The sequence below is a fragment of the Cyanobium sp. Tous-M-B4 genome (genome assembly GCF_024345395.1).
Taxonomy (GTDB): Bacteria; Cyanobacteriota; Cyanobacteriia; order PCC-6307; family Cyanobiaceae; genus Cyanobium_A.
In genome coordinates this window covers 58379-79840 of the sequence record NZ_JAGQBA010000001.1, presented here as the reverse complement: position 1 = coordinate 79840, position 21462 = coordinate 58379, and the positions used below count along the sequence as shown (strand labels likewise).

At 63.4% G+C, this 21462-nt stretch carries 19 protein-coding genes and 1 tRNA gene; 11 read left to right on the top strand and 9 right to left on the bottom strand.

Going from position 1 to position 21462, the window contains the following annotated elements:
- Positions 1–32 precede the first annotated feature (32 nt).
- Genes lpxK through KBY73_RS00435 form a run of 4 tightly spaced genes read left to right on the top strand, consistent with a single transcriptional unit; the run spans position 33 to position 5443 of the window.
- Positions 33–1052: a tetraacyldisaccharide 4'-kinase gene (gene lpxK, locus KBY73_RS00450; protein WP_254935165.1), complete on the top strand. Its 1020-nt coding sequence runs from the start codon at positions 33–35 to the stop codon at positions 1050–1052.
- The gene (lpxB, locus tag KBY73_RS00445; protein ID WP_254935164.1) at positions 1045–2178 is read left to right on the top strand and encodes a lipid-A-disaccharide synthase; all 1134 of its coding nucleotides are present in this window, start codon (positions 1045–1047) and stop codon (positions 2176–2178) included. Before lpxK ends, lpxB begins: the two co-directional genes overlap by 8 nt.
- Positions 2175–3923, top strand: coding sequence for an ABC transporter transmembrane domain-containing protein (locus KBY73_RS00440; RefSeq protein ID WP_254935163.1), 1749 nt, complete (start codon positions 2175–2177; stop codon positions 3921–3923). The genes lpxB and KBY73_RS00440 overlap by 4 nt, the downstream gene beginning before the upstream one ends.
- Positions 3920–5443 (top strand): carotenoid oxygenase family protein, encoded by a 1524-nt coding sequence (locus tag KBY73_RS00435; protein ID WP_254935162.1) that lies wholly within the window; start codon positions 3920–3922, stop codon positions 5441–5443. The genes KBY73_RS00440 and KBY73_RS00435 overlap by 4 nt, the downstream gene beginning before the upstream one ends.
- A gap of 156 nt (positions 5444–5599) precedes the next feature.
- On the opposite strand, the gene KBY73_RS00430 is transcribed toward KBY73_RS00435, so the two are convergent.
- Positions 5600–6331: an anti-sigma factor domain-containing protein gene (locus KBY73_RS00430; protein ID WP_254935161.1), complete on the bottom strand. Its 732-nt coding sequence runs from the start codon at positions 6329–6331 to the stop codon at positions 5600–5602.
- Positions 6328–6912: a sigma-70 family RNA polymerase sigma factor gene (locus tag KBY73_RS00425; RefSeq protein WP_254935160.1), complete on the bottom strand. Its 585-nt coding sequence runs from the start codon at positions 6910–6912 to the stop codon at positions 6328–6330. Before KBY73_RS00425 ends, KBY73_RS00430 begins: the two co-directional genes overlap by 4 nt.
- 289 nt (positions 6913–7201) lie before the next feature.
- Here KBY73_RS00425 and KBY73_RS00420 point away from each other — a divergent pair, with 289 nt between their 5' ends.
- On the top strand, positions 7202–7660 hold the full coding sequence (locus tag KBY73_RS00420) for a DM13 domain-containing protein (protein WP_254935159.1): 459 nt from the start codon (positions 7202–7204) through the stop codon (positions 7658–7660).
- Between the two features lie 3 nt (positions 7661–7663).
- On the opposite strand, the gene rdgB is transcribed toward KBY73_RS00420, so the two are convergent.
- Both rdgB and KBY73_RS00410 read right to left on the bottom strand, forming a co-directional pair.
- The gene (rdgB, locus tag KBY73_RS00415; RefSeq protein ID WP_254935158.1) at positions 7664–8251 is read right to left on the bottom strand and encodes an RdgB/HAM1 family non-canonical purine NTP pyrophosphatase; all 588 of its coding nucleotides are present in this window, start codon (positions 8249–8251) and stop codon (positions 7664–7666) included.
- A 1-nt stretch (position 8252) separates the two neighbouring features.
- Positions 8253–9722 (bottom strand): phosphoglucomutase/phosphomannomutase family protein, encoded by a 1470-nt coding sequence (locus tag KBY73_RS00410; protein WP_254935157.1) that lies wholly within the window; start codon positions 9720–9722, stop codon positions 8253–8255.
- Between the two features lie 83 nt (positions 9723–9805).
- Between KBY73_RS00410 and KBY73_RS00405 the strand changes: the two genes are divergently transcribed.
- On the top strand, positions 9806–11293 hold the full coding sequence (locus KBY73_RS00405; protein ID WP_254935156.1) for a TM0106 family RecB-like putative nuclease: 1488 nt from the start codon (positions 9806–9808) through the stop codon (positions 11291–11293).
- 4 nt (positions 11294–11297) lie between these two features.
- On the opposite strand, the gene KBY73_RS00400 is transcribed toward KBY73_RS00405, so the two are convergent.
- The gene (locus tag KBY73_RS00400) at positions 11298–12251 is read right to left on the bottom strand and encodes a folate-binding protein YgfZ (protein WP_254935155.1); all 954 of its coding nucleotides are present in this window, start codon (positions 12249–12251) and stop codon (positions 11298–11300) included.
- Positions 12248–12805, bottom strand: coding sequence for an orotate phosphoribosyltransferase (gene pyrE, locus KBY73_RS00395; RefSeq protein ID WP_254935154.1), 558 nt, complete (start codon positions 12803–12805; stop codon positions 12248–12250). The genes KBY73_RS00400 and pyrE overlap by 4 nt, the downstream gene beginning before the upstream one ends.
- Before the next feature lie 215 nt (positions 12806–13020).
- Between pyrE and KBY73_RS00390 the strand changes: the two genes are divergently transcribed.
- The 4 genes from KBY73_RS00390 (at position 13021) to KBY73_RS00375 (ending at position 16039) form a co-directional block, all read left to right on the top strand.
- Positions 13021–13506, top strand: a complete 486-nt coding sequence (locus KBY73_RS00390; protein WP_254935153.1) for an Occludin/ELL family protein — start codon at positions 13021–13023, stop codon at positions 13504–13506.
- A 12-nt stretch (positions 13507–13518) separates the two neighbouring features.
- Positions 13519–13591, top strand: a tRNA-Ile gene (locus tag KBY73_RS00385).
- Positions 13592–13683: 92 nt separating this feature from the next.
- Complete coding sequence (locus KBY73_RS00380) at positions 13684–14991, top strand: hemolysin family protein (RefSeq protein ID WP_254935592.1); 1308 nt, start codon at positions 13684–13686, stop codon at positions 14989–14991.
- 55 nt (positions 14992–15046) lie between these two features.
- The gene (locus KBY73_RS00375; RefSeq protein WP_254935152.1) at positions 15047–16039 is read left to right on the top strand and encodes a Gfo/Idh/MocA family protein; all 993 of its coding nucleotides are present in this window, start codon (positions 15047–15049) and stop codon (positions 16037–16039) included.
- On the opposite strand, the gene KBY73_RS00370 is transcribed toward KBY73_RS00375, so the two are convergent.
- Positions 16036–19323, bottom strand: a complete 3288-nt coding sequence (locus KBY73_RS00370; protein ID WP_254935151.1) for a glycoside hydrolase family 15 protein — start codon at positions 19321–19323, stop codon at positions 16036–16038. The two genes, KBY73_RS00375 and KBY73_RS00370, sit on opposite strands and share 4 nt — an antisense overlap.
- A gap of 59 nt (positions 19324–19382) precedes the next feature.
- Here KBY73_RS00370 and KBY73_RS00365 point away from each other — a divergent pair, with 59 nt between their 5' ends.
- Positions 19383–20108: a WecB/TagA/CpsF family glycosyltransferase gene (locus KBY73_RS00365; protein WP_254935150.1), complete on the top strand. Its 726-nt coding sequence runs from the start codon at positions 19383–19385 to the stop codon at positions 20106–20108.
- 8 nt (positions 20109–20116) lie between these two features.
- Here the strand turns inward: KBY73_RS00365 and KBY73_RS00360 are convergent, their stop codons facing one another.
- Both KBY73_RS00360 and tgt read right to left on the bottom strand, forming a co-directional pair.
- A complete protein-coding gene (locus tag KBY73_RS00360) occupies positions 20117–20260 on the bottom strand; it encodes a photosystem II reaction center protein K (protein ID WP_254935149.1) in 144 nt (47 codons plus the stop codon).
- Between the two features lie 29 nt (positions 20261–20289).
- Positions 20290–21423, bottom strand: a complete 1134-nt coding sequence (gene tgt / locus KBY73_RS00355; protein ID WP_254935591.1) for a tRNA guanosine(34) transglycosylase Tgt — start codon at positions 21421–21423, stop codon at positions 20290–20292.
- Between the last annotated feature and the right edge of the window lie 39 nt (positions 21424–21462).

The following is a 21462-nucleotide window of genomic DNA, read 5'->3' as shown; positions in this document are numbered from 1 at the left end:
TTCGACGAAATTAATGAGATGCCAATGATCTAATGCCCTTAACTACGCCGCGTTTTTGGTATCAGCGCCGCCGTGGCTGGCAGGCCTGGCTGCTCTGGCCACTGGGCTGGCTTTATGGCTGCGCCGTGACTTTGCACCGGCGCAATACCCGCCGATGGCCTTGTTCGGTGCCGGTGCTCTCGATCGGCAACCTCACCTTGGGGGGCACGGGCAAGACCCCTCTAGGTATTGCCTTGGCCAGGGGCCTTGAGGAGCGCGGCTGGCGGGTGGCGGTGCTGCTGCGGGGCTATGGCACCCGGCGCCTAAACTCGTGCCCGGTTTCTGCGACCAGCTTCTGCGCGGAGGTGGGGGATGAGGCCCTGGAGTACGCCCAAAGCCTCGGGGAGGGTGTGGCGTGGGTGGGCTCGAACCGCCGCCGGAGTGCGGCGTTGGCAGTGGCGGCTGGGGCCACTGTGATCTTGCTGGACGATGGTTTGCAGCACTGGCCCTTGGGCCGTGATTTGGACCTGTCCCTGCTGGATCGAAAGCACGGACTGGGAAACCGTCTGGTGTTTCCGGCGGGCCCACTACGGGAGCCCCTGGATCAATTGGCCCGGGCCGATGGGCTGGTGTTCACCGGTGCAGAGCCTGTTGAGCCTTTGCCGCCTATTCCCGTGGGTTGGCCGAGCCAGAAGCCACGGTTTGCTGTGCGCTTCTGTTTGGTGCCGCCGCCCCAGCTCCAGCAGGAGCGTCTGGTGGCCTTCTGCGGTATCGGCTTGCCGGAGAAGTTTTTTTCAGCTCTGCGGGCCTGCGGACTCCAGCTGGTGGCAACGGAATCCTTCCCGGATCACCACCTTTATGCTGAATCAGACCTGAAGCGTTTGTTGGATTTGGCCCACGCCAATGGCGCACGGTTGGTCACCACCGTCAAGGATGGACAACGCCTGCCCCACCGTTTTCGCCAGGCGGTGAGCTTGGTGCCGCTTCAGGTGGATAGTGCCAGTCTGGCTCCCTTGCTGAATTGGCTGGATCAGCGTCTTTGTGCTCTGTCGGGTGTTCGGTTCGATGGCTGATCTGGGACGGCGGCGGGTTTTGTTTGTGGCAGGTGAGGCGTCGGGAGATCTCCATGGCGGCTTCTTGGTGCGCGAGCTGCAGCGCCAAGTGCCGGGGGTAGAGATAGCAGGGGTGGGCGGTGACCAACTGCGCGCCTGCGGCATTGACATCCTGGCCGACGTGCGAGTGCTTTCTGCGGTTGGCTTGGTGGAGATCATCAGCAGTCTTCGCCGTCACCACCGCGTGATGGAGTTGTTGAAGCATCAGATGGATAACCATCGCCCGGATGTGGTGGTGCTGGTTGACTATCCCGGCTTCAATATGTTTGTAGCTAAGGAGGCAAAGAAGCGCGGCATTCCTGTCTTTTTCTACATCGCGCCCCAGGTTTGGGCATGGGGCCAAGGAAGGGCTAAAAAGATGGAGCGGCTAATTGAGCGCCTGGCAGTAATTTTCCCGTTTGAGGAGCCCATCTTTAATGCCCATGGCCGCGACTTTGCTCGCTATGTGGGCCATCCACTAGTGGATGAGCTCCAAGTCAGTTGCTCCCGTGAGCAGACGCGGCTTCGCCATGGGTTATCCCTAGAGCAGCCCTTGCTTGTGCTGATGCCTGGCAGTCGCCGGGCTGAGGTGCGGATGCTGTTGCCCGCCATGTTGAAAGCTGCCAATCAGCTCAAACTTGATGGTTGGCAGGTTGTCTTACTTAAGGCGCCCACCATCGATCGCTCCTATTTGGAGCAGGCGAATGGTGGAGAGGCACTGCCGGTTTCCCTAGTTGATGGCGATGCCCATAACCTGCTGCACGCTGCCGATGCTGGTGTGATCGCCTCTGGCACAGCCACGCTCGAGGCGGCCTTGCTGGGTTGCCCCCATGTGATTCTTTATCGCTTCTCCTGGCTTACCTATTTGATTGCCAGGCTGGTAATTGGCCAGCGCTCTATGGGGCTGCCCAATGTTATCCTCGGACGCCAGTTGTTTCCCGAGTTAGTTCAGAGGCATGTGACGGCTGACAAAATTGTGAGATCCCTGCGCAGCCTCGACGCTGATCGGGCCTTGTTTAATCAAGCTGTGCAGGAGTTGCAGGTAACCATGGGCCCCCCTGGCGCATCCAGGCGAGCGGCCGATGAATTAGTGGGCTTGCTTAAGTGAGTAAGCAAATTTATCAACGGCTGGCTTTTTATGGACGTCGCCATTTGTGGCCGGGCTTTTCTCTAGCCTTATTCTTTAATTTTCTGTATGGCGCGTCCACCGGCTTCGTGCCATTGGTAATTCGCTACCTTTTTGATGATATTTTGCCTTCGAGCGATCGAAGTCGCTTGTATTTGGCGCCTGTAGTCATATTGGTAGTGATAGTGCTTAGGGCGGTTTCCCAATATTTAGGAGCCTATCTAACTGAAACTGTAGGCCAGTCAATCACGGCCGACTTGCGCCATCAACTCGCCGAGCGAATATTAGATTTACCCCAGTCCTATGTGGATCGCAATTCCTCCACCGTGTTGGTGTCTCGAGTACTCACTGATGTGTCACTCGTCAAGAGCGGAATTGTTGATGGCTTTTCATCTATATTTAAAGATTCCCTAACCCTTCTGGTTTTGGTTTGCGTGGCCTTCTATCAGGATTGGCTGCTGTCGTTGATCGCTTTCATACTTTTCCCTTTAGCGATTTTACCCATTCTTAACTCATCTAAAAAAGTTAGGCGTCACTCTAGTAAAGGGCAGCTCAGCCTGGCCAAGTTGGCGTCATTCCTCCAAGAGTCGGTAATCGGTTTGCGGGTGGTCAAGATCTTCGGCATGCAGGCTTATGAGTTGTCGAGGTTTGATCAAGAGAATCAATCGGTTTTAAGGGCTGCCCTAAAGACAACAAGGGCAAAGCTTGCCAACCAGCCCCTAATGGAAGTAATAGGCGCGATTGGCTTTAGTGCGGTTTTAGTGTATGGCGGTGAAAACGTAATTGCCGGTACGCGTACTACTGGCAACTTCTTTGCCTTTTTAACTTCTCTCTATCTGTGCTATGCGCCCTTTAAGGGGATTGCTAGATCTAATTCTACATTGCAGCAAGGTGTTTCTGCTGCCAGTGATTTATTCAATATTCTCGATACCAAGCCTGAACCTCCTGAGGCTTCCAGTCCCAAGTCTTTAAACAGTGTTTCCGAAGGTCTTGTGGCCAGTAATGTCTGTTTTGCTTATGGCGATGATCTGGTTATTGATAACTTATCTTTAGAGCTGCCTTGCAGCAGCACTGTCGCTTTGGTTGGATCTAGTGGCGGCGGGAAAAGCACCATAATTGACTTGTTTTGCCGCTTTTACGACCCTAGCTCGGGAGTTATATCAATCGATGGCATTGATATTCGCCAGCTTTCCCTGGCATCGTTACGCTCCTTGATCTCAGTTGTTGATCAAAATACATTCCTTTTTAACGACACTGTTGCTAACAACATTGCCTATGGATTGGCGTCAGCTTCGCCTTCCCAGATTGAGGCTGCTGCACGGGCTGCGAATGCTCACGACTTCATTATTCAGCTGCCCGAGGGCTATGCCACCCTTATTGGAGAAAATGGCACGATGCTCTCCGGCGGCCAGCGTCAGCGGATTGCAATTGCGCGCGCGTTAATTAAGGATGCGCCCTTGCTGTTTCTGGATGAGGCCACCTCTGCGCTCGACTCAGCTTCTGAGCAGGTGGTGCAAGAAGCCCTAGACAGATTGATGGCTGACCGCACCACCTTGGTAGTGGCCCATCGCCTCTCCACTGTCGTTAATGCCGACTGCATTTGTGTGATTGCGGGTGGCCGAGTGGTTGAGTCGGGAAATCACGCCACCCTGCTGGCTCGCGGCGGCACTTATGCCGACCTATTTTCGACACAATTCGCAAACGCTGACGCGGGATCGCCAGGATGACAATTGCCGCTTCTCAGCCCACCGGTTTTCAGCCTGCCTATGAGCGCCACGATTGGTCCAGCGCCTTTCGCAACGTCGGTGTTGAACTAAGCGACGTTCCCTTAGAGCCCGTGCGCGGCACGATCCCGGCTGAGCTCAAGGGCACTTTGTTCCGCAATGGGCCTGGCCGGCTTGAGCGTGGTGGCCATTGGGTTCATCACCCATTTGATGGCGACGGCATGATCAGCGCCTTCCGGTTTGAAGGGGGGCAAGCCCGACTCACCAACCGCTTTGTGCGCACCGAGGGCTGGCTGGCAGAGGAGCAAGCCGGTCGCTTTGTTTACCGGGGGGTCTTCGGCACTCAGAAGCCTGGCGGGCCACTCGCCAACGCCTTCGATCTGAGGCTCAAAAATATTGCCAATACCCATGTGGTGCAGCTGGGTGACCAGCTGCTGGCGCTCTGGGAAGCGGCCGAGCCCCACGCCCTTGATCCCCGCACCCTCGAGACCAGGGGGCTCTCGCGGCTGGAGGGTCTGCTCAAGCCAGGCGAAGCTTTCAGCGCCCACCCGCGCTTCGATCCTGGTCACCACGGCGAGCCCCGCATGGTCACCTTTGGCGTCAAGGCGGGCCCCACCAGCACCATTCGCTTGATGGAATTTGCCAGCGCAGACCAGCCAGATGGTGTGCGCGCCGGCGATCTGGTGGCTGACAGCCGCCACAGCTTCAAGGGTTTTGCCTTCCTGCATGATTTTGCGATCACACCCAGCTGGGCTGTGTTTCTGCAGAACGCTGTGGCGTTTAACCCCCTGCCATTTGTGCTGGGGCAGAAGGGGGCGGCCCAATGCCTGGCCTCCAAACCCGGTGAGGCCGGCAAGTTTTGGTTGGTGCCTCGCCAGCCGGGTCATCACGCTGGCGCCCGCCCGCTGCTGCTACCTGCTCCAGAAGGCTTTGTGTTCCACCACCTCAATGCCTTTGAGGATCCGGCCACCGGCGAGGTGGTGGTGGATTCGATCTACTACGACGATTTCCCTTCCATAGGCCCCGAGGTTGACTACCGCGAGATCGATTTCGACTCCATACCTGAGGGGCAGTTGCGCCGTTGCCGGATAGACCCCCGCAGCGGCAAGGTTCAGAGCGAGTGGCTGGAGCAGCGCTGCTGTGAGTTCGCCATGGTTAATCCGGCAAAGCAGGGCCTAAACGCGCGCTTTGCCTGGATGGCGGTGGCGCAGCGGGAGCGGGGTAATGATCCGCTCCAGGCGATTGAGAAGCTCGACTTGCAAACCGGCGAACGCCTGGTTTGGAGTGCGGCCCCCCGCGGTTTTGTCACCGAACCGGTGATGGTTCCCCGCCTAACTCATGGCTCACCCGAAGAAGTGGCCGCTGAAGATAGTGGCTGGGTGTTGGTGCCGGTTTGGAACGGGGCTCGCTGCGCTACGGATCTGGTGATCCTCAACGCTGCCGATATGACAGAGCAAGCCGTGCTTGAGCTTCCCCTGGCGATTCCCTATGGGCTGCACGGCAGTTGGTCTGCGACTGCCTGATCAGCTGCCCAGCAGGGAGAGCAGCTGGGGCTCCAGCTGGGCAAAAGCTTGGCCCCTGTGGCCGATCTCGCTTTTGAGAGCATCGGTGCCGGTTGACGGCAAGCACGCGTGGGGTGAATGAGGCTTCGTGTCGACGCCTCCCAACTATGGAGAGGCTCAGATCGTGCTGGTCAACACCCGCGGGCCAGTGGGTGCCGCGCCCAGGGGGTCTGCTTCCACACTGACGCTGAGGCTGCTGGCCTGGCTGGTGGGGAAAGGGGGGATCAGCATGGCCACATGGCCCTGGGCGGTGGGTTTGAAGGAGACGCAGCCCACCTGCCGCCCGTTCACGTTGGCCCAGAGCCGATAGACGTGTTTCGGCGGCGGCGGCGGCAGAGCATTGAGCATCAGGATGTTGTTGGTGGGGTTGCCGGTCACGAGTACCTCGCCGAACCCCTGGCCGTTCCCTGGTATCGCCCGCAGGGGCAGGCGCCGGCCAGCCGGCGTCAGAGTGGGTTCCGGAGCCACCCTCAACTGCAATTGCGCCAGCTGCTGGCGTGTCTGCTGCAGCTCCATGCCGAGGATCAGCAGCCCCAGAGAGAGCAGGCCAGGCACCAGCCAGGACGGCGCTGCAACACGGCGGCTGACCTGGGGTTGCATGGGTAGGCGCAGCAGGCGGTGGCGCACGCCCTCTGGTGCCGGCTCTGTCTCCGGCAGGGCCAGGGGCAGCAGTTCGAGCGTGGTGCGGAATTCCTCCAGCCGCTGGCGTAGCTCCGGGTGTCGCTGCAGCAGAAGCGTCAGCTGCTGCCGTTCCTCTTCGTCCAGATCTCCCAGGGCATGGCCTGCCAGCAGGGCATCGATGGCGGTGTCAGGTTTGGCGGCCTCTGCGTTGGCGTCGTGCGGTGTCATGGTGTGCTCCGGAAATCGATCAGCAACTCCCGCAGGCGGATCAGGCCCTGGCGGGAACGGGTCTTGACGGTGCCCAGCGGCAGGTTCAGCCGCTGCCCGATCGCAGACTGGCTTAGCCCTTCGTAGTAAGCCAGCTCCAGGACCTGCCGCTGATTGGCGGGGATTGTCTCCAGGGCATGGCGCACCCGCTGGCTGAGGTCATCCACCTCGGCGGACTCTTGGGGGCTGCGCACGGCCTGCGGGAACAGCTGCTCCGACCAGCGTTGCAGCAGCTGCCAGTGATTGCTCCGCTGATTGAGGCGGTTGATTGCCATCGAGCGGGTCAGCAGCAGCAGGTAGGCCAGCACTGGCCCGCGGGAGGGCTCGTAGCGCTCCTGCTTCCAGTACCGCAGAAAGACGTCGTGGCAGAGGTCTTCCGCCTCCTGGTTCGAGCGGCATAGCCGCAGCGCCAGGCGGTAAACGGGGCCGCCGTATGAGTCGTAGAGCGCACCGAGATCGGTGGGGCTCGGCGGATCAGACGCGAACCCCTGCAGCAGCGGCCTGGCGGCAGCGGCATCTGGTTGTTGGGCGGGAAAGTTCACAGGGGGATGGCCGTTCAGGCACTCTCAGCGGGAATCGACTGATGGGGATACCGCTGGGCAGCCCGATCGGATTGGCGGAACGCCCAGCGACGGCAGGACTGCATGGGTTGGGAGTGAGGGCGTTCCAATCCGATATCGAGGCCTAGCGGTATCCCTGGACGCAGAGGTCGATCCCGTTGGGTTCAACTCGGTTGGTTCACCCCCTCCCACTGCGCAGCACACACGCCCCCACTCCTCGTTCGTCATGACGCCCTTCTCCTCCACCCTGGCCCGCTCCGCTGCCCTGGCCTTGGTCGGTGCCTCCCTGCTCTCGGGCGCGGCGCTCCACGCCGAATCCATGTCCAAGCCGATGATCAAACCCATGCAGAAAGAGGCTGCCGGGACGATGGCCGGTGCGATGGCCAAGGGAAGTTTCCGGATGGCGGAGAAACCCGTGAGCGGCGGCTTCTTGATCCATAGCGAAGGCGGCAAGAAGATGCTGACGCTCAGCAAGGACTTCAAGACCAGCGACATGGCCCCCGATCTGAAGATCGTCTTCAGCGCCTCGACTACGCCCCTGGCCAGCACCAAGGCGCCCGGCTATCCGCTCAAGCCCGGTAGCTACACGATCCTGGCGCCGCTGAAAACCAGTATGGGAGCGCAGAGCTACACCATTCCCGCCTCGATCGATCTCAGCAAGCAGGGCTCGGTGCTGATCTGGTGCGAGAAGTTCAACGCCACCATGGCCTGGGCGCCGCTGAAGGGCTGATCGTCAGCCCAGCAGGGCACGCAGCTGGGGCTCCAGCAGGGCGAAGGCACGACCGCGGTGGCCAAGTCGGGCCTTCTCCGCCTTGGCCATCTCCGCGAAGGTCCGCCCGGCTTCATCCACGAGAAAGACCGGGTCGTAACCGAAGCCACCAGATCCGCGTGGTGCCTTGAGGATCGTGCCCGGACAGATCCCCTCCACCTCCAGGCGGATGGTGCCGCTGGGATCCGCCACCGCCAGGGCGGCGGTGAACCGGGCCGCACGGCTGGCGGCAGGGTCGGCGGCCTGGGCAGTGGCTAGCTCCTTCAGCAGGCGCGCGATCCGGGCGACGTCCGTGTCGGCATAGCGGGCCGAGTGGACGCCCGGAGCACCGCCGAGGGCCTCGACGGCCAGGCCCGAGTCGTCGGCGAGGGCCCAGGCGCCTGTGGCGCGGGCTACGGCGGTGGCTTTGAGGCGGGCATTTTCGGCGAAGGTGCTGCCGGTTTCCTCCACCTCCAGGCCCTTGGGCTGGGGCCGGATCTCCAGGCCCAGCCCGGTGAGCAGGTGGCTGAACTCGTGGACTTTGCCTGGGTTGCCGCTGGCGATCACCAGCACTTCAGATCCCCTCGGCGAGCTGCCGCGCCCAGCCCAGCACCTCAGCCACCCGGGCTTCGCTGGGGGCTTCGCAGTAGAGCCGCAGCAGCGGTTCGGTGCCGGAGAAGCGCAACATTAGCCAGTGGCTGGGGCCTAGGCGCAGCTTCACCCCATCGGTGGTGATCACCTCCAGCACGGGGCTGCCGGCCACCTCGCTGGGAGGTGCTGCGGCCAGCTTTGCCTCGAGGCGCTCGCGGGCTGCCATGTCTGGCAGGCGCAGGTCGAGTCGGTCGTAGGCGGCGGCACCACCGCAGCGCTGCTGCAGGGCATCGATCCGCTCCCCCAAGGGCACGCCCCCCTCCACCAGCGCTTCGATCAGCAGCAGGGCTGCAAAGGGCGCATCCCGCTCTGGCAGATGCATGCCGAAGCCCACGCCGCCCGATTCTTCGCCGCCCACCAGCACCTCGCCGCTCAGCATCTCGGCAGCGATGTATTTGAAGCCCACGGGCTTTTCCAGCACCTGGCGCTCCAGGCCTTCTGCCACAAGCTGCATCAGGTCGGAGCCGCTTACGGTTTTGATTACGCAGCCCGGCAGCTGGCGAGCCCGGGCCAGGTGGTCGATGAATAGGGGCATCAGCAGCTGGGTGCTGCAGAAGCGGCCGCGCTCATCCACGGCGGCGATGCGGTCGCCGTCACCATCAAACACGATGCCCATGGCGGGCCTGCCAGCTGCGGTGCTGGCGGTTACGGCCGTGATCAATTCCTGCAGGTAAGGGGCCAGCGGCTCGGGAGGGTTGCCGCCAAATAGGGGGTCCCGGTTTGCCCGAATCTCGCGGATGACGCCACTGGATCTGGCTCCATCGCCCAGCAGGGCCGGCAGCACACCGGCTGCTGAGCCGTGCATTGGATCGACAATCACCGTGAGCCCCAGACGCTCTAGGCCTGCCGCCAGTGCTGCAGTGTCCACCTTGGTCTGCAGGCCCGCCACGTAGGTGCCCAGGGCATCGAAGCGTTGGGGGTCCCCCGGGATCGGCACGGTGATGCCACCGGCTTCCAGACGGGTCTCCACTCGGCGGGTGAAGTCACCTTCCACCGAGCCGCCGAACGGTCCCTTGATTTTTAAGCCGAGCCACTCCGGCGGGTTGTGGCTGGCGGTGATCACCAGGGCGCCCAGGGCCTGGCGCTGCACCACGGCCCAGCTGCTGGCAGGGGTGGGAGTGGCTGTGGCCGAAAGCAGGGGCTCCAGGCCGCAACCTCTAACGGCGCTGCAGATCGCCTCAGCTAGTTCGGGCGCCAGAAAACGGCGGTCGTAGCCGATCACTACCTCGCGGCTTTTCAGGCCTTCGGGGGCTGAGTGGGCCAGCTCCCGGGCTGCAGCGGCAGCTACCGGCAGCAGTCGATCCAGGGTGATGTCCACGCCGAGGATGCCGCGCCAGCCATCGGTGCCGAAGGCGATTGGGCTGGCCTCCAGGGGTAGGGGGGCTGAGGCCATGGGGGGTGGACATGCCGAGCTGGGGCAATTCTGCGGTGCCGGCGGCGCTCCAGCCCTAGCGTCGGCGTCTGTGGACGCCAGCATTGACTTCCCGGCCCCAAATTGAACGTTCAGGGCCCGAGCCGGCTCTCACGGATCGCTTGCTGCGCAGTTGGCTGCGATGCAGGCGCCGCGCCTGGCTGGATCGCTTTGGGGTTGCCAGCGAGCGGCAGTGGAATGCCCACCGGGCCCTGGCCTTGAGCGACCAGCTGCGCAGCTTTCAGACCCTGCTGCCCCAGCGGCCTGGCCACGGCGAGGCGGCCTGCGCCGCAGGGGCGGCTGGGGTAGTGGGCTTGCGGCTGCGGGGGGCTGGTCCCCAGGGAGTGAGATTGGAATCCCATCCCTCCCTGCTGGAGCGCATCGCTGGCCAAAGCCGTTGGGGTGCCTATGCATACCGGCCGGTATTGGCTCGCCAGGGGCGACGTCTAACCCGGGAAGCGCGGGTGGTGCTGGCGCTTTGGGGGCGCCTGTTGGCGGAGCACCAGCAGGCAGCAGTGCCCCATGGTCTGGTGGTGGCCGGTGAAGGCAGGTTCCTGCAGCGGGAGCGCCTGGCATTGGCTAGCGGCCTGCAGCACCAGCTCGATGAGAGCCTGCAGCGCCTGGCGGCTGATCTTGCCCAGTCCACGCCACCGCCCTTGGTGAGCGATCGCAAAAAGTGCACCCTGTGCAGCTGGCGAGGCGTCTGCGATAAGGAGGCCTCCGCCATGGGGCATCTCAGCGAGGTGAGTGGTATCGGCGGTAAGCGCCGCGAGATGTTGCTGGAGCAGGGGGTAACCAGCCTGCCGGACCTGGCTGCCCGCGATCCAGAGCTGTTGGCCGAGGCCCTTGCCGCCTACGGAGAGCAGCACCGCGAGATTGCCGCTGAGTTGGTGGCCCAGGCCCGGGTGCAGGCCTCTGGCCTGCCGCAGCGCCTTGGCCGCGGGCCGGTCTTGCCCGAGTTGGCAACAGCACCTGGTGTGCTGCTCTACGACATCGAATCCGATCCCGATGCCCGCGATGATTTCCTGCACGGCTTTGTGGTGCTGGAGAGCGACGGGGCGGGGGGCTGGCTAGAGCAAACCGCCCGCTACCAGCCCCTGCTGGCCTTGCAGGAGCATGGTGAGCAGCGCCTGTGGCAGCGATTGCAGCGTTTGCTCGCCCGCTATCCCGATTGGCCGGTGCTGCATTACGGCGAAACCGAGGTAATTGGCCTGGTGCGCCTGGCCCAGCGCCAGGGGGCCAGTGAGGCTGAGGTGGCCCGGTTGCGGGGCCGGATGCTGGATGTGCACGCCCGGTTGCGGCGCCATTGGCGCCTGCCGGTGAGCAGCTACGGGCTCAAGGCAGTGGCCGGCTGGCTGGGCTTTGCCTGGAGCCAGAAAGGGGTGGATGGCGCCCGCTGCCTGCTTTGGTGGCGCCAGTGGCGTCAATGGCACCGCCAAGACGGCAGCCGGGGCCAGGCCAGTCGCAATCAGTTGCAGCGGATATTTCTCTACAACCGCGACGACAGCCTGGCCACCTGGGCCGTGGTGCGCTGGCTGCTGGCTCAGCCCTAACGCTTCAGGATTTACGGCCGGCACCCACCGGTGGATCAACGCAGGCTGGCGGGCGAGATAGCTCCAGCAGTGCGCCATCGGGATCGGGGCCGGCGCGCAGGCAGGTTTGTTGAAGCGACTGGCGGCGCACCAGAGCTAGGCCAATCCAGAGGCCATCTTCCAGGGCCAGGCTGGAGGTGATCAGGCCCGCCCGGGGGCTGCTGGTCTCGTCGCCCGTCTTGGCGCCAAATAAGACAGTTCCTGGCTCTCCAGGGCCCTGGGTTCCGCGCCAGAACCAGCGCCGCAGCTGTTGTTTAACGCCGTCGTAGGTGGCGAGTTTGGCCAGGGTTTCCTGGCCCACGTAGCAGCCCTTGCTGAGGCTCACCCGATCGGCGAGCCCTACTTCGAAGGGGTTGGTGTCGTCGTTGATCTCACCTGGGGCCGCCGGCAGCCCCTGCTGGATGCGCCAACGCTGCTGTTCCCTGGCCGGCAGGGGCGCTCGATCGGCTAGCCAGGCGGGCAGCTCGGCGTTGGCCAGCAGGACCAACTGGCGGCCCAGCAACCAGCCGCTGCCATCTTCCAGAGCAATCCAGCTCCCATCAGCAACCTGAGGCAGGCCGTCGCAGCCAGCCCCAAGTGGTGTGATCCAACGCACCGGGGTTACCGGACCCAGTTGCACCCGATCGGCGGGGAACAGCACCCGCTCAAGGGCCTGCCAAAGGGCGGTGCCATCAGCGCCGCGCAGCAGCAGCCAGGCCCCATCCCTATCCACCAACACCTCGGCGAGGGCCCTCAGGCGACCGGTGGCGGTGGTGCAACAGCTGGGTATCCAGCTGCCGGGCTGCTGGCCTTCGATTGCCGAGCTGGTTTGGCCGTGTAGAAATCTGCCCGTATCTGGGCCATCCAGGCGGATCAGGTAGCCCGCTTGCTCGCTTCGACACGGGCCGCTGGGCTGCCAGCCCCAGGGATCGGAGCTCATGAGTTGGCCAGGCCCGCGGCGGTGGTAGCCACCTCGTCCAGCAGAAACAGGCTGCGCAGCTCGAGCCCGGCAGCCGTCATCGCCTCGACGCCCCCCTCCTGGCGATCAACGATTGTCACTACCCGGCTCACCGTGTAGCCAGCCTCCCGCAGCTGTTGCACGGCCTTTAGGGAAGAGCCGCCAGTGGTGACTACGTCTTCAAGCACGGTGATGGTGCTGCCCGGTTCCGGCAGCGGCCCCTCCAGCCAGGCACCGGTGCCGTGGCCCTTGGCCTCTTTGCGCACGATCAGAGCATTGAGCTCCCGGCCCTCCAAGGCAGCCCTCATCGCCACTGCGCTCACCAGGGGGTCTGCCCCCAGGGTGAGGCCGGCAACCGCCCGCGCTTCCGTTTCCACCTGGTCGAGCATCAGGGCGCCGAGCAGGGCCAAGCCAGTTCCGCTGAGGCTGACTGGCTTGCAATTGACGTAATGGTGGCTACTCCGCCCGGAAGCCAAGGTGAAGTTGCCGTGGCGGTAGGCCTGGGAGGCGAGCAGGGGAAGCAGGGCCAGGCGCATCTCTGCGGGGCTGGCAGTGAATGACGTGGCAGCCAGGGAAACGGTCGACAACATCTGGTGCATCTGCGATTGGTTGACTAGTTTGCGACCATCACGACAGGATCAGCCCTGGGCTGATGGGATCAATGGCTTACGGCACCAACTTAAGGTCCACTTTGGGTTTGGCTGTAGCCGCAGGGTCCTCGGCTGTAGCCGCATGGTGCTCGGTTGGAGCCTTGGTCTCGGCCCCTGCAGCGGCGGGCCCTGTGGTTTGCACCACGACCTTGGAGGCCCCAAACAGCACTGGGCAGGCAGTCGATGGGGGAGCTGCCGGACCCGTTGAAGTTACCCGCTGTGGCGTCGTGCAGACCACGCCCCAGCTGATGGAGCAACGCTTTTACAGCTACACGGCACCATTTGCTCGCGGCGTGAGCCTCACCAATCAAATCACCGATCTATTTGGCATCGCCATGGGTGGTGGTGATGGCACCAGGGTGATGGGCTTCGGCTTCCCCGATCAAACGATCATCTGGGATGGCACGGCAGTGGAAAATACCTATCAAGTGTTACTTCAGCAGCAGAGTGATCCCATGCCCTGGCGTACGGGGGATGTTTCAAATGGCTATTCCGGCAGGCTGGGATCCGCTGGCTCCCAGCCTGATGGCCGCGGCTGGCAGGATGGCGGTGCCAGCTATGGTGCTCCGGTGCGTGGCCTCTGGTAGCACTGCTGGCTCGGGGGTCTAGCAATCTGGTGAATGCAGCGAACTCATAATTCGCCTTAGCCGAGTTCGATCCTCGGGACCCCCATTTCACCTTGGTTCAGTCAACCCCAGCGGTCTGATTGCCCAGCAACCCCTATCGTCAGGGCACTGATGGCTCTCCTGGCTGGGCTTCCTGTGATTCAAGTCCTGGCGCTGGCCGTTTTGCTGGCTCTGCTGGCTTTTTTTGCCGCTGGGGAATTCGCCCTGATTCGCCTGCGGCCTAGCCGGGTGCAGCAACTGCAGGAGGCCGGTGAGCCCGGTGCCCAAGCCGTTGCCAAGCTGCAACACCGTCTCCGGCGAGTCCTGGTGGCTACCCAGCTGGGTACGGCGCTCGCTTTGGTGGCATTGGGCTGGGCCGGTCGCGGCTTGGCTGAACAGCTCGGCTTGGCTATTGCCGCCAGAAGTGGTGCTGGAGCCATTCCCCAGGTTTGGCTTGATGCCGGCCTATTTCTTGTCCTGGTAATGCTTGCCACCGTGCTGGGCGGCTTACTGCCCAAGGCCTGGGTGTTGCATCGTCCCGAAAGCTCGGCTTTGCGACTGGCGCCATTGCTGGCTGCGGTGAGTCGCAACCTGTCCCCCTTGCTTTCCCTCATTGAGCGTTGCAGCGGAGTGCTGCTGCACCTGCTGGGCTTACCCCGTAACTGGGATGAGCTGGTGCCTGCCCTGTCAGCTGGCGAGCTTGAAACCTTGATCGAAACCGGCAACGTCACCGGTCTTATGCCCGACGAACGCAACATTTTGGAGGGAGTCTTTTCGCTGCGGGACACCTTGGTGAGGGAGGTGATGGTGCCCAGATCCGGCATGGTCACCCTGCCCCTGGATGTGAGTTTTGCCGAGCTGATGCGCGAGGTCCATGACACCGCCCACGCCCGCTTCCCGGTGATCGGCAGCTCCCTCGACGACGTGCGTGGGGTGCTTGACTTGCGGCGTCTTGCTGATCCCATTGCCAGGGGCCTGCTCAGCGCCGACACTCCCCTGGCTCCCTACATCACCCCCGTGGCGCTGGTGCAGGAGAGCACTTCCCTGGCGGAGCTCCTGCCCCTGATTCGCAGTGGTCAGCCCCTGCTGGTGGTGGTGGATGAGCATGGTGGTACGGAGGGGCTGGTCACGGTGGCCGACCTCACTAGCGAGATTGTTGGCGAGGAAGAAGATTCCCTTGAGGCGGCCCAGGATCTGCAGCAACTCGGCGAAGGCTGCTGGTCGGTGGCAGGTGACCTGGAAATCTTCGAACTCAACAGGCAGCTAGCGCTGCAGTTGCCTGAGGCGGAAGGTCATCACACGCTTGCTGGCTTCCTGCTTGAGCGCTTGCAGCACATTCCCTCGGCCGGTGAAGGTTTGCGTTGGAAAGGCCACCAATTTCGGGTGCTGGCCATGGATGGCCCGCGCATTGAGCGAGTGCAGATCGAGCGTCCAGTCGTCGAACCGGAGCGCACCGAGGGCGGCTGATCAGCGGTCTGGGCCCCCGTACCCCCGATAATGCCCTCAGTTGAGAGCCCCTGCCTTGAACCCTGTGCGCGTGGGTGTCATCGGCATCGGCAACATGGGTTGGCACCACGCCCGGGTGCTGAGCCTGATCAAAGACGCCGAACTGGTGGGGGTGGCTGATCCAGATGGGAGCCGCGGTCAGCTAGCTACCGAGCAGTTCGGTTGCCGCTGGTTCCCCTCCTACGAGGAAATGTTGCCCGAGGTGGACGCTGTATGTATCGCCGTTCCCACCCTGCTTCACCACCGCGTCGGCTTGGCCTGCCTGAAGGCCGGGGTGCACGTGCTGATCGAGAAGCCGATTGCGGCCAGTCAGGAGGAGGCGGTTGAGTTGATCCATGCGGCCGAGCAGGCCGGTCGTCTGCTGCAGGTGGGCCATATCGAGCGCTTCAATCCCGCCTTCCGGGAATTGGTCAAGGTTGTGGCCAATGAGGAGGTGGTAGTGCTTGAAGCGCGCCGTCACAGTCCCAACCCAGACCGCGCCAATGACGTGTCGGTGGTGCTCGACCTGATGATCCACGACATTGACCTTGTGCTGGAGCTGGCTGGGGCGCCAGTGATTCGCCTGGCGGCGGCCGGAGGTCGCAGTGCTGAGGGACCAATCGACTACGTCAACGCCACCTTGGCCTTTGCTAATGGTGTGGTGGCCAGCCTGACGGCTAGCAAGATGGCCCATCGCAAGATTCGCAGCCTTAGTGCCCACTGCCGCGGCAGCTTGGTAGAGACGGATTTTCTTAATCGCACCTTACACATTCATCGCCGCGCTCACGAGTCGGTGAGCGCAGATCACGGCGAGCTGGTTTACAGATCCGATGGAGTAATTGAAGAGGTCAGTACCACCTCCATTGAGCCCCTTTACGCCGAACTAGAGCATTTCCTCCAGTGCGTGCGGGGTGTGGAGACCCCGGCGGTGGATGGCTTGCAGGCTTCCCGGGCTTTGCAGCTGGCTGACCTGATTGAGCAGTGCGTCGAGCAGCCCAATCTCTGCATGAGCCTGGAGGCGCCGATCTAGGTCGTCGAACTTGCCCTTGCGGCTGGGGCTATTTCCAGGCTGGTGAGCTGGCGCAGAGCTGCCAGCTGCCAGCGGCGGCAATCAGCTGGCGAAGCCAGATAAAACTGATCCCAGGCGTCTGCCTTGTGCAGGCCGTATTGGGATTCAGGAATATTTGGGTGGCGTTGCTGCCAGCCCACCCTCACGGCGTGACCGATCACCACGTCTAACACCAGGTCGTCGTCAAATACCACCTCGGGATTAGTACCCATAAAGGTGATCAAGGTGAGCAGGGTTTCCGTACACAGCTGCCGATAGTCGGGCGCTTCGATTTTGCTGAGCAGGTGATCGACAAGGGCGGCGAAATTACGTTCGCCAGGTGTCTTTTCACTCAATAGGGGACCGCTGTCCAGGCGGTTGCGCTTCTCCAGCTTGTCGCCGATGACGATGCCGTGGCAGTGGTGCAGTAGATCCCAGATACCGGGATAGAAATCGCGGGGCACGCGCCCTAGGGCCCCGAGCCGCAGCCGATGTTGCAGCCAGCAGCCGCCCTTGGGTAGCTCTGCCAGGGGATCGGGAACGTCCCAACGCACCCGGCCGCTCACATGCAGTTGCTCCTGGCGCTGCAGGGAGGCTTTGGCATGTTCCAGATCAGCCAGCACGGTCCGCAGCCGGCGCTGGATGGCGTGGGGGGGCTGATCGCAAAGGGCTTCGAAGGCGTCGATGGGGTTGAGCTCGGCTTCGCTGGCCAGTTCGCCGGTGAGTAGCAGCAGCAGCTGTCCCAGTTGCAGGGTGAGGCTGCCGCTCAGCAGGGCCGGCTCGTGGCGGGCCAGGCTGTCGAGGGCAAGTAGCAATTCCTGCTGCAGCATCCATTCACGGCCGTCTTCGCCGCTGAAGCGACGGATCATGGCGGCGATGCTGGCGCTGCCCTGGGGCTCGCTGATGCGCGAATCGCTGGTGTAGTTGCGTCCTACCACCACCTGCTTCTGGCGCACCAGCAGGTCGGTGAGGGCATCTTCCAGCTGGGGATGGACCAGATCGAGGGCGCCAGCAACCCGCCGCACCACGTTCCAGTCGGCTTCGGCCAGGGCGCGGCGGTAGACCTCCTCCAACAGGTCATGCAGGCGCACTGGTTGGCTGCCGGCCGGCCCCTGCAGCCGGGAGTCGGGTCCTAGGCGCCGCACTAACTGCTCCAGCACCTCGCCCTGCTCTTCCAGGGAGGAGCTGCGCCAGAGCCGATCGGCGAGTTCGCCAATGCTGATGTCCTCGCGTTCGAGTTCTTGCTCCTCCTTGGCGCTAAGGGGGGTCTGGCTGGTGCCAGCCCGCAACGGGGTGGCTATGGGCGCAGGCGGTAGAAGCACGGTCCCTGGCGCTTGGGCAGGCAGCTCTACCCAGCTGCCCTGGTCGATGAGTTCTGCCAGCGGGGCCAGCTGCACGGGGACGCCGTCCAGCAAACCTGCCTGCAACTTCTGCCCCAGCCTCAGGAAGGCATCTGGGTTGGCCTGGAAGGCTCCCTCGGCGATCGGCAGCAGCAGCAGCGGCGCGCCGCTTCCGCGCCAGTGGCGCTGCAACAGGCGCAGTTCGGCGGTCACGGCGTCCACGAGCTGCTCAGGATCGTCTGCCAGGTAGAAGGTGTCTTCCTCCAGCACGGCTGGGAAAAACGCTAAACAGCTGGTTCCCTGCCGGTACAGGCGAGCCGTAGCCATCGTTTCCATCCGCACGGGTGGATGGCCGCTGAGGCCGAGGGCGGGGTTTGCACCTACCTGGGCCATCCGCATCGCCAGCTCCTGGGAGCTGCCGATGCGGATGGCCGCATTGGTGCTGTTGGGGTCGGAGTTGTCACTGGGGCCATGGGCCAGGGGCAGTCCAGCCGCCTCCAGGCTGACCGCGATAGCCGCATTAGCTGGCACCAGAGCCACCAGCACCCGGTCGGCGCCGAGAGTGCTGGGCCGGCGTCGCCCGGTTGGATCGAGATCGTCTGGACTGATTAATCCGGCCAGCAACAGGTCGGAGAGCCAGGTGAGGCTTTGGGTCCACAGCAAAGGCACGTTGGGGTTTGCCAGTCGGAGCTGGCTGCCGGGCTGTTGCCGTTCGGCTGCTATCGCTGCTTCGGGAACCAGATAGAGCTCGGGGAGCAGGCCGCCCTCCGCTTGCTCCAGGCTCACTTCATGTAGGCGCTGGCGCCATTGGCGGGCCTCCTCCCAGCGCTCTTCGCAGCAGGCGGTGATCAGTTCATAAGCCCAAAACAGGGGCCATTCGCATTCGATGTGCTCAAACTCCGCCAGTTCCTCCCGTTCGTAGTGCAGGCGGGTGTGGTCTTCGACCACGGTTTGGTGGCCATCGCGGCGGAAGCGCTTATACCCGTAGGCCCCACCCAGCTCGGCGCGAATCTTGGCGCGGGTGCGCCGCCTCAGCTCTGGGTCGTCCACGGCCCAGGCGGGATAGCCGATCACCGCTAGGCAGGCGCTGTCAACCTCCTTGCTCGCTGATTCCCGCGGCAGCAGGGCGTCCAGAGCCCGACGCAGCCGCACGATGGCGTCGTGGGGGATCACCAGACAGCTGCGGCCATCACCGTGGGGTCCATAGAGATCGAGTCCCTCCAGGGATTCCAGAGCGGCCTTGACCAGGCCAATCGAGCTGGCGTTGCGTTCTGGGAGGCCGTGGTTGCCTTTGTCGCCCCTTTCCCAGATGCCGTAGTCGGCTACGCGGTAGGCGCGGGCCACGTAGTACACCAGGTTTTGAACGAAGTCGCGCTCGTGGCTGCTTTGCACCACCACCAGGCCTGAGCGGGTCAGCTGGGCGAGTTGGAGCAGAAACAGCGCCGTGGCATCGAGTTGCAGATGCCCCCAGCCGTCATCGGCCACTACAGCAGCGCCGGTGGCCGTGTCGAACTTGGCGTGGATGGCATGCAGGCGATGCAGGCTGTGCTTGAAGCGCTCCACCTTCGGTGCCTGGCGCAGCATGGCGTTGAGCAGGCCGCGCATCAGTTGCAGCACCCTCGCTTCAAGCTCGTATACGCGGCGACTGTCCCCCCGCAGGCGGCGATGGGCCAGGGCAAGTCCCCAGACGCATTGGATTGAATAAACGCAGTCGCGCACCCAGGCGTCTGCGTAGTTGCCGTGCACCGTATGGGCGGTGCTGGCGGGCAGCAGTCCCGTGATCGGGTGTTGGCGGCTCAACACCACCCGATCAATTTGACTATCCAGGTCTTGCAGCAGGGCCCAGGCCTGAGCCGGATCCAAGGCGGCTGAAACGGCGGGTTGCGGCTGATGGGCCGGATTGTTCAGTGGCAGGGATTGCGCCATGGATGTCCCTATGCCAGTGGTAGGCCAGCCATATATTCTCCACCCCCACCTCACCCCTGATGGCATCAACAGCAACTGAACCACTGCGCACCAAGGTTCTGGGGGTGCCGGTGAGCGTGTGTCCAGATGTGTTTGCAGCGGCGTTGGCCCTGCGGCAGCGCAGTGGTGGGCAGATCGTCACCCTGAATGCTGAGATGACAATGGCCGCTAAGGCCGATCCAGCTTTGGGGGCTGCCATAGCCGCGGCGGCCCTGGTGATTCCGGATGGTGCCGGCGTGGTCTGGGCCCTAGGGCGCCAGGGCTACCGGGTGCGTCGCAGTCCAGGGATTGAGCTGGCCCGTGATTTGCTCACTCACGCTGCTTCCCATGGCTGGAGGGTGGCTTTGGTGGGGGCCTCACCGGAGGTGATGGAGCAGCTCACTGCGCGCTTGCGCCAGGAGCTTCCCGGGCTGAAGCTGGTGCTGCATGCCCATGGATACCAACCGGCTGAAGCCTGGCCTGGCTTGGAGCAGCAGCTGCTGGCTGCTCGGCCCGATCTGGTGCTGGCGGCCCTAGGCGTACCCCGCCAGGAAACCTGGATTCAGCAGCTGCCTGGGCGCAATGGCGGCCTCTGGATGGGTGTGGGCGGCAGCTTTGACGTTTGGGCTGGGGTCAAAAAAAGAGCCCCCGCTTGGATGGGAGCCCTGCAGATTGAATGGTTATACCGGCTGATTCAGGAGCCCAGTCGCTGGCGCCGAATGCTCTCTCTGCCCAAATTTGCCTGGGAGGTGCTCAGGCAGGGCTGAGGCCGGATTCAGCGAAAGCCGACGGAGGCCTGCCACACGAAGGCAAGCAGCAGAAAGAACAGGGGAATGATCGGCAGGATGTCGACCAGTGGTCCGAAGGCTTGGTAGGCCTCGGGGAGTTGGGCCAGGGTTTGCAGGGCGTAGGAAGCCATCCCGGAATTCACTGAGCTAGGGGCGGACGCTACCACGTGTGGGCGGCTGGGGAGTCCGGTTCCCAGGGAGCGAAATCCTCTGCAAAACAGCCGTCGCGGATGGCTTGCCCCATGGCGGTTGAGAAGCGCACCAACTGGGTGATGTTGTGCAAGCTCAACAGAATTTTGCCCAGCAGCTCTTCGCTCTTGATGAGGTGGTGCAGGTAGGCCCTGCTGTGCTGGCGGCAGGCTGGGCAGGGGCAGCTGGCATCCATGGGGGTGTGGTCGTGGCGGAAGCGGGAGTTCTTGAGGTTCCAGCGTTCGCCACCCACCAGGGCCGCGCCGTGGCGGCCGAGGCGGGTGGGAATCACGCAATCAAACAGGTCGAAGCCGTTGGCCACGGCGATGGCCATTTCCCGCAGGGTGCCTATGCCCATTAGGTAGTGGGGCACGGCATCAGGCAGCAGCGGCCCCAGCTGGCGCACGATCCGATGCATTTCCTCGGTGGGCTCGCCGACACTCACGCCGCCCACGGCTATCCCGGGCAGGCCCATGGAGGCCACCACCTGGGCCGACTCCTGGCGTAGGTGGGGGAAGCAGCCCCCTTGGACGATGCCAAACAGGGCCTGGTCGGCTTTGGTGTGGCTGGTGATGCAGCGCTCCAGCCAGCTGTGGGTGCGCCGGCAGGCAGCAGCCACATCTGCCTCACTGGCTGGATAGGGGGGGCATTGGTCGAAGGCCATGGCCACATCGGCCCCTAGGGCCATCTGGATCGCCATCGAGCGTTCGGGGGTGAGTTCGATGCGGGCGCCGTCGCGCGGTGAGCGGAACACCACGCCGTGGTCGTCGATGGTGTTGATGTCGCCGAGGCTGAAAACCTGGAAGCCGCCGGAATCGGTGAGCATCGGCCCGTCCCAAGCCATGAAGCGGTGCAGGCCACCGGCATCCGCCACGATCTGCTCCCCCGGCTGCAGGTGTAGGTGATAGGTGTTGGAGAGCACCATCTGGGCGCCGGTGTCCCGCAGTTGGGACGCCGTAACCCCTTTCACCGTGGCCAGGGTGCCCACGGGCATGAACCGCGGTGTGGTGACAACCCCATGGGGGGTGTGAAAGCAGCCGCAGCGGGCCCGGGTGCGGCTGCACTGGGCCGTGATGTCGAAGGAGAACGCTGGTGGGAAGCTGATTGCGCCGAACAGGTGCTGTCCTGACGCTAGGTGTCGCTT

Bases quoted from the DNA above. Each gene is read 5' to 3' on its own strand.
- lpxK (WP_254935165.1), top strand. From the start codon at position 33: ATGCCCTTAACTACGCCGCGTTTTTGGTATCAGCGCCGCCGTGGCTGG.
- lpxB (WP_254935164.1), top strand. From the start codon at position 1,045: ATGGCTGATCTGGGACGGCGGCGGGTTTTGTTTGTGGCAGGTGAGGCG.
- KBY73_RS00435 (WP_254935162.1), top strand. From the start codon at position 3,920: ATGACAATTGCCGCTTCTCAGCCCACCGGTTTTCAGCCTGCCTATGAG.
- KBY73_RS00430 (WP_254935161.1), bottom strand. From the start codon at position 6,331: ATGACACCGCACGACGCCAACGCAGAGGCCGCCAAACCTGACACCGCC.
- KBY73_RS00410 (WP_254935157.1), bottom strand. From the start codon at position 9,722: ATGGCCTCAGCCCCCCTACCCCTGGAGGCCAGCCCAATCGCCTTCGGC.
- KBY73_RS00400 (WP_254935155.1), bottom strand. From the start codon at position 12,251: ATGAGCTCCGATCCCTGGGGCTGGCAGCCCAGCGGCCCGTGTCGAAGC.
- pyrE (WP_254935154.1), bottom strand. From the start codon at position 12,805: ATGCGCCTGGCCCTGCTTCCCCTGCTCGCCTCCCAGGCCTACCGCCAC.
- KBY73_RS00370 (WP_254935151.1), bottom strand. From the start codon at position 19,323: ATGGCGCAATCCCTGCCACTGAACAATCCGGCCCATCAGCCGCAACCC.
- KBY73_RS00365 (WP_254935150.1), top strand. From the start codon at position 19,383: ATGGCATCAACAGCAACTGAACCACTGCGCACCAAGGTTCTGGGGGTG.
- KBY73_RS00360 (WP_254935149.1), bottom strand. From the start codon at position 20,260: ATGGCTTCCTACGCCCTGCAAACCCTGGCCCAACTCCCCGAGGCCTAC.